At 69.8% G+C, this 13,071-nt stretch carries 10 protein-coding genes; all 10 read left to right on the top strand.

Annotated features, from left to right (window positions below):
* Positions 1 to 19 precede the first annotated feature (19 nt).
* Genes nuoE through nuoN form a run of 10 tightly spaced genes read left to right on the top strand, consistent with a single transcriptional unit; the run spans position 20 to position 13,059 of the window.
* Complete coding sequence (gene nuoE, locus ACZ32T_RS08975) at positions 20 to 838, top strand: NADH-quinone oxidoreductase subunit NuoE (RefSeq protein WP_467271367.1); 819 nt, start codon at positions 20 to 22, stop codon at positions 836 to 838.
* Positions 838 to 2,211, top strand: coding sequence for an NADH-quinone oxidoreductase subunit NuoF (gene nuoF / locus ACZ32T_RS08970; protein ID WP_467271369.1), 1,374 nt, complete (start codon positions 838 to 840; stop codon positions 2,209 to 2,211). The genes nuoE and nuoF overlap by 1 nt, the downstream gene beginning before the upstream one ends.
* Positions 2,208 to 4,715 carry an NADH-quinone oxidoreductase subunit G gene (locus ACZ32T_RS08965; RefSeq protein ID WP_467366034.1) on the top strand — a complete coding sequence of 836 codons (2,508 nt, stop codon included), beginning with the start codon at positions 2,208 to 2,210 and terminating at the stop codon, positions 4,713 to 4,715. Before nuoF ends, ACZ32T_RS08965 begins: the two co-directional genes overlap by 4 nt.
* Positions 4,712 to 6,160 (top strand): NADH-quinone oxidoreductase subunit NuoH, encoded by a 1,449-nt coding sequence (gene nuoH, locus ACZ32T_RS08960; protein ID WP_467271371.1) that lies wholly within the window; start codon positions 4,712 to 4,714, stop codon positions 6,158 to 6,160. Before ACZ32T_RS08965 ends, nuoH begins: the two co-directional genes overlap by 4 nt.
* Positions 6,153 to 6,749, top strand: coding sequence for an NADH-quinone oxidoreductase subunit NuoI (nuoI, locus tag ACZ32T_RS08955; RefSeq protein WP_467271372.1), 597 nt, complete (start codon positions 6,153 to 6,155; stop codon positions 6,747 to 6,749). The genes nuoH and nuoI overlap by 8 nt, the downstream gene beginning before the upstream one ends.
* The gene (locus tag ACZ32T_RS08950; protein ID WP_467366032.1) at positions 6,746 to 7,618 is read left to right on the top strand and encodes an NADH-quinone oxidoreductase subunit J; all 873 of its coding nucleotides are present in this window, start codon (positions 6,746 to 6,748) and stop codon (positions 7,616 to 7,618) included. The genes nuoI and ACZ32T_RS08950 overlap by 4 nt, the downstream gene beginning before the upstream one ends.
* Positions 7,615 to 7,914, top strand: a complete 300-nt coding sequence (nuoK, locus tag ACZ32T_RS08945) for an NADH-quinone oxidoreductase subunit NuoK (RefSeq protein WP_014154680.1) — start codon at positions 7,615 to 7,617, stop codon at positions 7,912 to 7,914. The genes ACZ32T_RS08950 and nuoK overlap by 4 nt, the downstream gene beginning before the upstream one ends.
* A gap of 12 nt (positions 7,915 to 7,926) precedes the next feature.
* Positions 7,927 to 9,822: an NADH-quinone oxidoreductase subunit L gene (gene nuoL, locus ACZ32T_RS08940; RefSeq protein WP_467366030.1), complete on the top strand. Its 1,896-nt coding sequence runs from the start codon at positions 7,927 to 7,929 to the stop codon at positions 9,820 to 9,822.
* Positions 9,823 to 9,826: 4 nt separating this feature from the next.
* Positions 9,827 to 11,398: an NADH-quinone oxidoreductase subunit M gene (locus ACZ32T_RS08935; protein WP_467271379.1), complete on the top strand. Its 1,572-nt coding sequence runs from the start codon at positions 9,827 to 9,829 to the stop codon at positions 11,396 to 11,398.
* Positions 11,395 to 13,059, top strand: coding sequence for an NADH-quinone oxidoreductase subunit NuoN (nuoN, locus tag ACZ32T_RS08930; RefSeq protein ID WP_467271380.1), 1,665 nt, complete (start codon positions 11,395 to 11,397; stop codon positions 13,057 to 13,059). The genes ACZ32T_RS08935 and nuoN overlap by 4 nt, the downstream gene beginning before the upstream one ends.
* Positions 13,060 to 13,071: the final 12 nt, after the last annotated feature.

The raw sequence follows: 13,071 nt of genomic DNA, 5'->3' as shown, positions 1-13,071 counted from the left end.
CCAAGAAGTCAGCCTGGGGATGCCGCAGCTCCCCGCCCCCGCCTACCCGGCCGAGGTGCTCGCCCGGCTCGAAGCGGACGCGAAGGAGGTGATCGCCCGCTACCCCGGCAGCCGCTCCGCGCTGCTGCCGCTGCTGCACCTGGTGCAGTCCGAGGAGGGGTACGTCTCCCGTACGGGCATGGCCTTCTGCGCCGACCAGCTCGGCCTCACCACCGCCGAGGTCACCGCGGTCGCCACCTTCTACACGATGTACCGCCGCCGTCCGAGCGGTGAGTACCAGGTCGGCGTCTGCACCAACACCCTGTGCGCGGTCATGGGCGGCGACGCCATCTTCGACCGGCTCAAGGACCACCTGGGCGTCGGCAACGACGAGACGACCGAGGACGGCAAGGTCACCCTCGAACACATCGAGTGCAACGCGGCCTGCGACTTCGCGCCCGTCGTGATGGTCAACTGGGAGTTCTTCGACAACCAGACGCCGGAGAGCGCCACCCGGCTCGTCGACGACCTGATCGCCGGCCGCACCGTCGAGCCCACCCGGGGCGCCCCCCTCTGCACGTACAAGGAGACCGCCCGGATCCTGGCCGGCTTCCCCGACGCACGCCCCGGCGCCGTCGAGGCGAGCGGTGGGGCGGGCGCCGCCTCCCTGGTCGGTCTGAAGCTGGCCAAGGGCGAGGGCGCGCCGCACGCGCGCGTGGTCGGACAGCGGGGCGAGGCGCCCCGGGACGCACAGCCGCAGAAGGGCGCCGAGCACCTCAGCTCGCACGACGCACCGCAGCAGACCTCGGCCTCCGACCCGGAGCACCCGGCCGGGCCCGCAGCCGAGGAGGGGGAGTGATGACCTTGGCAGCCGAGATCGACAAGAACGGGACCAGCCCGGAGAAGCTCCTGGTGCCCGTCCTCTCCTCCTTCTGGGACGAGCCGGAGTCCTGGACGCTGGACACCTACCGCCGTCACGACGGATACGAGGGGCTGCGCAAGGCCCTGGCCATGGACCCCGACGACCTCATCGCGTACGTCAAGGACTCCGGTCTGCGCGGGCGCGGGGGCGCGGGCTTCCCCACCGGGATGAAGTGGCAGTTCATCCCGCAGGGTGACGGCAAGCCGCACTACCTCGTGGTCAACGCCGACGAGTCGGAGCCGGGGACCTGCAAGGACATCCCCCTCCTCTTCGCCAATCCGCACAGTCTCATCGAGGGCATCGTGATCGCGTGCTACGCGATCCGCTCCTCGCACGCCTTCATCTACCTGCGCGGCGAGGTCGTCCCCGTGCTGCGGCGGCTGCACGAGGCCGTGCGGGAGGCGTACGAGGCGGGCTACCTGGGGACGAACGTCCTGGGTTCGGGACTCGACCTGGAACTCACGGTGCACGCGGGCGCGGGTGCCTACATCTGCGGTGAGGAGACCGCCCTGCTCGACTCGCTCGAAGGACGGCGTGGCCAGCCCCGGCTTCGCCCGCCCTTCCCCGCGGTCGCCGGTCTGTACGCCTGCCCCACTGTCGTGAACAACGTCGAGTCCATCGCCTCGGTTCCCGCGATCCTGAACAAGGGCAAGGACTGGTTCAAGTCGATGGGCAGCGAGAAGTCCCCGGGCTTCACGCTGTACTCGCTCAGCGGACACGTCACCAGCCCCGGGCAGTACGAGGCCCCGCTCGGCATCACCCTGCGGCAGCTGCTCGACATGAGCGGCGGCATCCGGGCCGGGCACCGCCTGAAGTTCTGGACCCCGGGCGGCTCCTCCACCCCGATGTTCACCGAGGAGCACCTCGACGTCCCGCTGGACTACGAGGGCGTCGGCGCCGCCGGGTCCATGCTCGGCACCAAGGCGTTGCAGTGCTTCGACGAGACCACCTGCGTCGTGCGCGCCGTCACCCGCTGGACCGAGTTCTACGCCCATGAGTCCTGCGGCAAGTGCACGCCGTGCCGCGAGGGGACGTACTGGCTGGTCCAGCTGCTCCGCGACATCGAGGCGGGCAAGGGCCAGATGGCCGACCTCGACAAGCTCAACGACATCGCGGACAACATCAACGGCAAGTCGTTCTGCGCCCTCGGCGACGGCGCCGCCTCGCCGATCTTCTCCTCGCTGAAGTACTTCCGCGAGGAGTACGAGCAGCACATCACCGGCAAGGGCTGCCCCTTCGACCCGGCCAGGTCGACCCTCTGGGCCGACGACAAAGACGACAAGAACGCTCACCGGGGGGTGAACGCATGACAGTCACCACGAGTGCGCCCTCCGGGGGCGGCGAGGCGGCCCTTCCGCCCGAGGACCTCGTCACGCTCACGATCGACGGCATCGAGATCAGCGTCCCCAAGGGCACGCTGGTCATCCGTGCCGCCGAGCTCCTGGGCATCGAGATCCCGCGCTTCTGCGACCACCCGCTCCTCGACCCGGCCGGCGCCTGCCGGCAGTGCATCGTCGAGGTCGAGGGCCAGCGCAAGCCGATGGCCTCCTGCACCATCACGTGCACCGACGGCATGGTCGTGAAGTCGCAGATCACCTCGCCCGTGGCGGAGAAGGCCCAGAAGGGGGTGATGGAGCTCCTGCTCATCAACCACCCGCTGGACTGCCCGGTCTGCGACAAGGGCGGCGAGTGCCCCCTGCAGAACCAGGCGATGTCGCACGGCGGCGCCGACTCCCGCTTCGACGGGAAGAAGCGCACCTTCGAGAAGCCCGTCCCCATCTCCACCCAGGTGCTGCTGGACCGCGAGCGGTGTGTGCTCTGCGCGCGCTGCACCCGGTTCTCCAACCAGGTGGCGGGCGACCCGATGATCGAGCTGATCGAGCGCGGCGCGCTCCAGCAGGTCGGTACGGGCGAGGGCGACCCCTTCGAGTCGTACTTCTCCGGGAACACCATCCAGATCTGCCCGGTCGGGGCGCTGACCTCGGCGGCGTACCGCTTCCGCTCACGGCCCTTCGACCTGGTGTCGACGCCCTCGGTGTGCGAGCACTGCGCCGGCGGCTGCGCCACCCGGACCGACCACCGGCGCGGCAAGGTCATGCGGCGGCTCGCCGCCAACGACCCCGAGGTCAACGAGGAGTGGCTCTGCGACAAGGGCCGCTTCGGCTTCCGCTACGCCCAGCAGCGCGACCGGCTCACCACACCGCTCGTACGCAACGCGGAGGGCGTGCTGGAGCCCGCGAGCTGGCCGGAGGCGCTGGAAGCCGCGGCGGCGGGACTCTCGGGTGCGCGCGGCAGGACCGGCGTGCTCACCGGAGGGCGGCTGACCGTCGAGGACGCCTACGCGTACAGCAAGTTCGCGCGGGTCGCCCTCGACACCAACGACATCGACTTCCGGGCCCGGGTCCACAGCGGGGAGGAAGCCGACTTCCTCGCCGCGCGGGTGGCCGGGCGCGGCCGTGACCTGGACGGCAGCGGGGTCACCTACACCGCGCTGGAGAAGGCGCCGGCCGTCCTGCTGGCGGGCTTCGAGTCCGAGGAGGAGGCGCCCGGAGTCTTCCTCCGGCTCCGCAAGGCCTTCCGCAAGCACGGGCAGCGGACGTTCGCGCTCGCCTCGCACACCAGCCGGGGCCTGGAGAAGGCGGGCGGCACCCTGCTCCCCGCGGCTCCCGGCACCGAGACCGAATGGCTGGACGCCCTCGCGGGCGGGGTCGGCCTGGAGGCCGAAGGCGCCGCTGCGGCCGAGGCGTTGCGCGGCGAGGGCGCCGTGATCGTGGTGGGCGAACGGCTCGCCGCGGTGCCCGGCGGACTGACCGCCGCCCTGCGCACCGCCACCGCGACCGGTGCCGCACTGGTGTGGATCCCGCGCCGGGCCGGCGAACGCGGCGCGCTGGAGGCGGGCGCGCTCCCGTCCCTGCTGCCCGGCGGCCGTCCCGCGACGGACCCCAGGGCCAGGGAAGAGGTGGCGTCCGTCTGGGGTGTCACCGAACTCCCCGCCCGCTTCGGCCGTGACACCGGCCAGATCGTGGAGGCCGCGGCCACCGGCGAGCTGGGCGCGCTGCTGGTCGCCGGGGTCGACCCCGAGGACCTGCCGGACCCGGCCCGCGCGATCGAGGCGCTGGACAAGGTCGGTTTCCTCGTCTCGCTGGAGCTGCGGCCCGGCGCGGTGACCGAGCGCGCCGACGTGGTGCTCCCGGTCGCGGCCGTCGCGGAGAAGCCCGGCACCTTCCTCAACTGGGAGGGCAGGGCGCGGATGTTCGAGGCCGCGCTGAAGCCCGAGCAGCTGCCGAGGACGCTCTGCCCGACCGACGCGCGGGTGCTGCACATGCTGGCCGACGCCCTCGACGTACCGCTCGGACTGCCCGATCTGAGGGCGGCCCGCCGCGAACTCGACCGCCTCGGCGGCCGGCAGGGCGGTCACGCCGACGACCCGCGGGCGACGTCCCGTCCGGTGCCCCGGCCCGGGGACGGCGAGGCGGTCCTCGCGGGCCACCGGATGCTGCTCGACCGGGGCCGGCTCCAGGAGGGCGACGAGGCGCTGACCGGCACCCGGCACGCCGCCGTCGCCCGGCTCTCCCCGGCCACCGCCGCCGAGTCCGGGGTGAAGGACGGCGACCTGCTGGCCGTCACCGGACCCGCGGGCACCACCGAACTCACGCTGGCGGTCACCGAGATGCCGGACCGGGTGGTGTGGGTGCCGCTCAACTCCGTCGGCCGGGGCGTCCCGGCCGACACCGGCGCCCAGCCGGGCGGACTCGTCCGGATCGGTCCGGCCGCCCCGGGCTCCCACGTCGTGACTACGGAGGTAGGAGAGTGACCGGCCTCGCCCAACTCGCCGCGGCACCGCAGGGCACCGTCCTCGCCGCCGAGGACCTCTCCATGTTCGGCACGGACCCCTGGTGGCTCGTCGTCGTCAAGGCGGTGTTCTGCTTCGCGTTCCTGATGGTGACCGTGCTGTTCTCCATCGTGTGGGAACGCAAGGTCGTCGCCTGGATGCAGCTGCGCATCGGCCCGAACCGGCACGGCCCCTGGGGCATGCTCCAGTCGCTCGCCGACGGCATCAAGCTGATGCTGAAGGAAGACGTCGTCGTCAAGCGGGCCGACAAGGTCGTCTACATCCTGGCCCCGATCGTCGCCGCCGCACCGGCGTTCATGGCGATCGCGGTGATCCCGTTCGGCCCGTCCGGCAACGAGGTCTCGATCTTCGGCCACCGTACGACGATGCAGCTGACCGACCTGCCGATCGCGATGCTGTACATCCTCGCGGTCGCCTCCGTCGGCATCTACGGCATCGTGCTGGCGGGCTGGTCCTCCGGATCGACGTACCCGCTGCTCGGCGGACTGCGCTCCTGCGCCCAGATGATCAGCTACGAGATCGCGATGGGCGCCGCGTTCGCCTCGGTGTTCCTCTACTCGGGCTCGATGTCGACGTCGGAGATCGTGGCGGCGCAGGAGGACCGCTGGTTCGTCCTGCTGCTGCCGGTCTCCTTCATCATCTACATCGTCACGATGGTCGGTGAGACCAACCGCGCCCCGTTCGACATGCCGGAGTCCGAGGGCGACCTGGTCGGTGGCTTCAACACCGAGTACTCCTCGATCAAGTTCGCGATGTTCATGCTCGCCGAGTACGTCAACATGGTCACCGTCTCCGCGGTCTCCGTGACCCTCTTCCTGGGCGGCTGGCGGGCTCCGTACCCGGTCAGCACCTTCTGGGAGGGCGCGAACCACGGCTGGTGGCCGATGCTCTGGTTCGTCATCAAGGTGCAGCTCCTCCTCTTCTTCTTCATCTGGCTGCGCGGCACGCTGCCACGCGTGCGCTACGACCAGCTGATGAAGCTCGGCTGGAAGGTCCTGATCCCGGTCTCCGTGGTCTGGCTGATGCTGGTCGCCACCGTGAGGGCGCTGAACAACGAGGGCTACGACTACTCGAAGATCCTGCTGTACGTCGCCGGAGCCGTGATCGCGGTCCTGCTGATCTCCTTCGTCGCCGACACGTTCCGCGACCGGAAGGCCAGGGCCGCCGAGGAGGCGGCCGGACCGGAGCCGGCGTTCGACCCGATGGCGGGCGGATATCCCGTGCCGCCGCTGCCCGGACAGTCCCTGCCGCCGGTGCCGCGCCGCACGCCGCGACGCGAGCGTGAGCTCGTTGTCAGTGGCGGGCCGGACACTCGGAGTGACGATCAGGTGGGTGCCGGAAGTCCCAGTGCCGGAAGTCCCAGCGCCGGAAGTTCGAGTGACGGAAGGGAGGCTGACGGTGTCTGAGTCATCAGAACCCTCAGGGGAGAAGTTCCAGAATCCTGTGGCCGGCTTCGGCGTGACCTTCAAGGCCATGTTCAAGAAGCGGCTCACCGAGCAGTACCCGGAAACGCAGAAGGTGACAGCGCCGCGCTTCCACGGCCGGCACCAGCTCAACCGCCACCCGGACGGGCTGGAGAAGTGCGTCGGCTGCGAGCTCTGTGCCTGGGCGTGTCCGGCGGACGCGATCTACGTCGAGGGCGCGGACAACACGGACGAGGAGCGCTACTCCCCGGGCGAGCGCTACGGCCGCGTCTACCAGATCAACTACGCACGCTGCATCCTGTGCGGGCTCTGCATCGAGGCGTGCCCCACCCGGGCACTGACCATGACCAACGACTTCGAGCTCGCCAACACCACCCGCGAGAGCCTCATCTACACCAAGGACGAGCTGCTCGCGGGGCTCGAGGACGGCATGGTCGACAGCCCGCACGCGATCTTCCCCGGCATGGACGAACAGGACTACTACCGCGGTCTGGTGACCGAGGCCGCTCCCGGCACGGAGCGCCAGGTCGCCGTCTCCAAGGGAGAAGCGGACAAGGAGGCGGACGTATGAGCGCCACCCTGGCCGCGGCGGCCACCGCCACCTCGACCGGCGAGGCCGTCCAGTTCTGGATCCTCGGCACCGTCGCCGTCGTCGGCGCCCTCTCCACCGTCCTCATGAAGAAGGCGGTGCACAGCGCGCTGTCGCTCGCCGGCACCATGATCGTGCTGGCGGTCTTCTACCTCGCCAACGGTGCCTACTTCCTGGGCATCGTCCAGGTCGTCGTCTACACCGGCGCGATCATGATGCTGTTCCTCTTCGTGGTCATGCTCGTCGGCGTCACGGCGGCGGACTCGCTGAAGGAGACGCTCAAGGGGCAGCGCTGGCTGGCCGCCGCCTGCGGACTCGGCTTCGGCATCCTGCTGATCGCGGGCATCGGGCAGGCGTCCCTCGCGTCCTTCAACGGTCTGGGAGCGGCGAACGCCCGGCACGGCGGAAACGTCGAGGGCCTCGCCAACCTCATCTTCACCAAGTACGTCTTCGCGTTCGAGATCACCGGCGCCCTGCTGATCACGGCGACCGTCGGCGCGATGCTGCTCACGCACCGCGAGCGCACCGAACGCGCCAAGACGCAGCGCGAGCTCTCCCAGGAGCGGGTGCGCAGCAGCCACCTGCCGCCGCTGCCGGCCCCCGGCGTCTACGCCCGGCACAACGCCGTGGACATCGCGGGACTGCTCCCGGACGGCACCCCGTCCGAGCTCACCGTCATGGGGACACTCCGGCAGCGCGGTCAGATCCGCGACGTGTCCGAGAAGTCGCTCGCGGACCTCAAGGCGCTGGAACAGCGCTCCGGCGAGCGGCTCGGCCGTGCCCGCGGGCCGGCCGGAGCCGCCGGACCATCCCGTGACCAGGCGGAAGAAGAGGAGGAGGTCGCCAAGTGAATCCCGTCAACTACCTCTACCTCGCGGCCCTTTTGTTCACGATCGGCGCCTCCGGCGTGCTGATCAGGCGGAACGCGATCGTGGTGTTCATGTGCGTCGAGCTGATGCTCAACGCCTGCAACCTCACGCTCGTCGCGTTCTCCCGGATGCACGGCAACCTCGACGGCCAGATCATCGCCTTCTTCACGATGGTCGTCGCCGCCGCGGAGGTCGTCATCGGGCTCGCGATCATCGTGTCGCTGTTCCGCTCCCGCCACTCGGCCTCGGTCGACGACGCCAGCCTGATGAAGCTGTAAGGGGTCGGAATCGTGGAAAACCTGATTGCGCTGCTGGTCGCGGCGCCCCTGCTCGGAGCGGTGGTCCTGCTCTGCGGCGGCCGCCGGCTGGACCGGGCCGGTCACTGGATCGGCACGGTGCTCGCCGCCGCGTCGTTCGTCATCGGGGCCGTGCTCTTCGCCGACATGCTCGGCAGGGGCGCGGAGGACCGCGCCCTGCACCAGAAGCTGTTCAGCTGGATCCCCGTCGAGGGTTTCCGGGCCGACGTGGCCTTCCAGCTCGATCAGCTGTCGATGACGTTCGTCCTGCTGATCACGGGTGTGGGCACGCTGATCCACATCTACTCCATCGGCTACATGGAGCACGACGAGCGCCGCCGCCGCTTCTTCGGCTATCTGAACCTCTTCCTCGCGGCGATGCTCATCCTGGTCATCGCCGACAACTACCTCCTGCTGTACGTCGGGTGGGAAGGCGTCGGTCTGGCGTCGTACCTGCTCATCGGCTTCTGGCAGCACAAGCCCAGCGCGGCCACCGCCGCCAAGAAGGCCTTCCTGGTCAACCGGGTCGGCGACATGGGCCTGTCCATCGCGATCATGCTGATGTTCACCACCTTCGGTACGTTCGCCTTCGGGCCGGTGCTCGAGGCGACCGGCGACACGGGCGAGGGCAAGCTCACCGCGATCGGCCTGATGCTGCTCCTCGCCGCCTGCGGCAAGTCGGCCCAGGTGCCGCTGCAGTCCTGGCTCGGCGACGCGATGGAGGGCCCGACCCCGGTCTCGGCCCTCATCCACGCCGCCACCATGGTGACCGCGGGCGTCTACCTCATCGTCCGCTCCGGCGCGATCTTCAACGCGGCGCCCGACGCGCAGACGGTCGTCGTGGTCGTCGGAGCCGTCACGCTCCTCTTCGGTGCGATCGTCGGTTGCGCGAAGGACGACATCAAGAAGGCTCTCGCCGGCTCGACGATGTCGCAGATCGGCTACATGATCCTCGCCGCGGGCCTCGGCCCCATCGGGTACGTCTTCGCGATCATGCACCTGGTGACGCACGGCTTCTTCAAGGCCGGGCTCTTCCTCGGCGCCGGTTCGGTCATGCACGGCATGAACGACGAGGTGGACATGCGGAAGTACGGCGGCCTGCGGAAGTACATGCCGGTCACCTTCGTCACCTTCGGCCTCGGCTATCTCGCGATCATCGGCTTCCCCGGTCTCTCCGGCTTCTTCTCCAAGGACATGATCATCGAGGCGGCCTTCGCCAAGGGCGGCACCCAGGGCTGGATCCTCGGCTGCGTCACCCTCCTGGGCGCCGCGATCACCGCGTTCTACATGACGCGCGTGATGCTGCTGACGTTCTTCGGCGAGAAGCGCTGGCAGCCCGACGCGGACGGCCACGAGCCGCACCCGCACGAGTCACCCAGGTCGATGACGATCCCGATGATCGTGCTGGCCTTCGGGTCGGTCTTCGCGGGAGGGTTCTTCTCCATCGGCGACCGGTTCATGCACTGGCTGGAGCCCGTCACCGGACACGACCACGGGCACGCCCCGGTCAGCGCGACCACGGTCACCGCCGCCACCATGGTGGTGCTCGTCATCGGCGTCGCGATCGCCTGGGTGATGTACGGGCGCAAGCCCGTACCCGCCGTGGCCCCCCGCGGCTCCCTGCTCACCAGGGCGGCCCGCCGGGACCTCCTCCAGGACGACTTCAACCACGTGGTCCTGGTCCGCGGCGGCGAACACCTCACCCGCTCCCTGGTCTACGTCGACCACACCCTGGTCGACGGTGTCGTCAACGGCACGGCCGCCTCGATGGGCGGGCTGTCCGGCCGGCTGCGCAAACTGCAGAACGGCTATGCCCGCTCCTACGCGGTCTCGATGTTCGGCGGTGCGGCGGTCCTCATCGCCGCGACCCTGCTGATGAGGGCGGTCTGATCCCATGTCCTTTCCCCTCCTGACAGCGACGGCGGCGCTCCCGGCGATCGGTGCGATCGCCACCGCGGCCGTCCCGGCCGCCCGGCGCACCGCGGCCAAGTGGCTCGCCCTGCTCGTCTCGCTGGCGACACTCGTGCTGGCCGGGATCGTGTTCGCCCGCTTCGAGCCGGGCGGTGACCGCTACCAGCTCACCGAATCACACGCCTGGATCAAGGACTTCGGAGTCCGGTACGAACTGGGCGTGGACGGCATCGGGGTGGCGCTCCTCGCACTCACCGCGCTGCTGATCCCCTTCGTCATCCTGGCGGGCTGGCACGACGCCGACCCCCTGGAGACGAGCTCCTCGCGCTGGCGCCCCACCCAGGGCTTCTTCGCCCTGATCCTGATGGTGGAAGCGATGGTGATCCTCTCCTTCGTGGCCACCGACGTCTTCCTCTTCTACATCCTCTTCGAAGCCATGCTCATCCCGATGTACTTCCTCATCGGCGGCTTCGGGGACCGGGCGCACTCGGGCAGCGACGAGAACGCCGCGGCGCAGCGCAGCTACGCGGCGGTGAAGTTCCTCCTCTACAACCTGGCCGGCGGACTCATCATGCTGGCCGCCGTCATCGGGCTCTACGTCGTCGCGGGGAGCTTCTCGCTCTCGGAGATCGCCGAAGCCCGGGCCAACGGCTCGCTGGACATGGCGACCTCCACCGAGCGGTGGCTGTTCCTCGGATTCTTCTTCGCGTTCGCGGTGAAGGCCCCGCTGTGGCCGCTGCACACCTGGCTGCCCAACGCCATGGGCGAGGCGACCACGCCTGTGGCCGTCCTGATCACCGCGGTCGTCGACAAGGTCGGCACCTTCGCGATGCTCCGCTTCTGCCTCCAGCTGTTCCCGGAGGCCAGCAAGTGGGCGACGCCGGTGATCATCGTCCTGGCGCTGATCTCCATCGTCTACGGCGCCCTGCTCGCCGTCGGCCAGCGCGACATCAAGCGGCTCATCGCCTACGCGTCGATCTCGCACTTCGGCTTCATCGTGCTCGGCATCTTCGCGATGACCAGCCAGGGCCAGTCGGGCGCCACGCTCTACATGGTCAACCACGGGCTCTCGACGGCCGCGCTGATGCTGGTCGCCGGATTCCTGATCACCCGGCGGGGCTCCCGTCTCATCGCCGACTACGGCGGGGTGCAGAAGGTGGCGCCCGTCCTGGCGGGCACCTTCCTCATCGGGGGCCTGGCCACGCTCTCGCTGCCCGGCCTCGCGCCGTTCGTCAGTGAGTTCCTGGTCCTGGTCGGAGCGTTCAGCGCGTATCCGGTGGCGGGCGTCATCGCCACCGTCGGCATCGTGCTCGCCGCGCTCTACGTGCTCGTCCTCTACCAGCGGACGATGACGGGGCCGGTCAGGGAGGGGATCGGGGGCATGCCCGATCTCAGGGTCCGTGAACTGGCGGTGGCCCTTCCGCTGATCGCCCTGCTGATCTTCCTGGGCGTCTTCCCGAAGCCGCTCACCGAGGTCGTCAATCCGGCGGTCCAGCACACCATGCACGACGTACAGAAGAAGGACCCCCAGCCCGAGGTGGAGGCCGCCAAGTGAGCGCAACAGCTGTCCACAGCCTGTGGACGACGGCGGGCGAGGTGACATCGGCTGCCCCGGGCGACAGGTTCACCGCGCCGACCATCGAGTACGCCCAGCTGGCACCCGTCCTGATCGTGGTCGGTGCCGCCGTCCTCGGCATCCTGGTGGAGGCGTTCGTCCCGCGACGGGCCCGCTACACCACCCAGGTGCTCCTGACGGTCGTCGCGATCGCCGCCGCGTTCGCCGCGGTGGTGGGACTCGCCGCCGACGGGTACGCCACGAAGAACGCGCACATCGCCGCGATGGGCGCCGTCGCCGTCGACGGGCCCGCCCTGTTCCTCCAGGGCACCATCCTGCTGGTCGCGGTGGTCTCCGTCTTCACGTTCGCCGAGCGGCGCCTCGATCCGGCCTCGCACGGCAACCGCGTGGACTCCTTCGCCGCCCAGGCCGGCTCGGTGCCCGGCAGCGACGGGGAGAAGGCCGCGGTCAAGGCCGGCTTCACCACCACTGAGGTCTTCCCGCTGGCCCTCTTCTCCGTGGCCGGCATGCTGGTCTTCCCGGCGGCCAACGACCTGCTGACCCTCTTCGTGGCGCTCGAGGTCTTCTCCCTCCCGCTCTACCTCCTCTGCGCCGTCGCCCGCCGCAAGCGGCTGATGTCGCAGGAGGCCGCCGTGAAGTACTTCCTGCTCGGCGCCTTCTCCTCGGCCTTCCTGCTCTTCGGGATCGCCCTGCTCTACGGCTACGCGGGCACCGTCTCGTACGCCGGCATCGCGAACGTCGTGGACGGCAGCGTCCAGCAGATCGACCCGGCGCTGGCCTCCACCATGGGCAACGACGCGCTGCTGCTGATCGGCGGCGCGATGATCCTCATGGGCATGCTCTTCAAGGTCGGCGCGGTCCCGTTCCACATGTGGACCCCGGACGTCTACCAGGGAGCGCCGACCCCGGTCACCGGCTTCATGGCGGCCGCCACGAAGGTCGCCGCGTTCGGCGCGCTGCTGCGCCTGCTGTACGTGGTGCTGCCCGGCCTCACCTGGGACCTGCGTCCCGTCATGTGGGGTGTCGCGATCCTCACCATGTTGGGCGGGGCGATCGTCGCGATCACCCAGACCGACATCAAGCGGCTCCTGGCCTACTCCTCGATCGCACACGCGGGCTTCATCCTCGCCGGTGTCATCGCGGCCAGCCCGGAGGGCGTCTCCTCGGTCCTCTTCTACCTTGGGGTGTACTCCTTCGTGACCGTCGGCGCCTTCGCCGTCGTCACCCTGGTGCGGGACGCGGGCGGCGAGGCGACCCATCTGTCGAAGTGGGCCGGTCTCGGCCGGCGCTCGCCGCTGACCGCGGCGGTCTTCGCCGTCTTCCTGCTGTCCTTCGCCGGTATCCCGCTCACCTCGGGATTCTCCGGCAAGTTCGCCGTCTTCAAGGCGGCGGCGGACGGCGGCGCGGGCGGCCTCGTCGTGATCGGTGTGATCTCGTCGGCCATCGCGGCGTTCTTCTACATCCGGGTCATCGTCCTGATGTTCTTCAGCGAGCCGAAGGCGGACGGCCCCACGGTCGCCGTCCCGTCCCCGCTGACGATGACCACGATCGCCGTCGGAGTCGCCGTGACCCTGGTCCTCGGCCTCGCCCCGCAGTACTTCCTCGATCTGGCGAGCCAGGCGGGAGTGTTCGTGCGGTAGCGGCCCGCGGAC

This window comes from Streptomyces sp. NPDC023573 (assembly GCF_055559735.1).
This window is presented reverse-complemented; position numbering and strand designations above follow the sequence as displayed.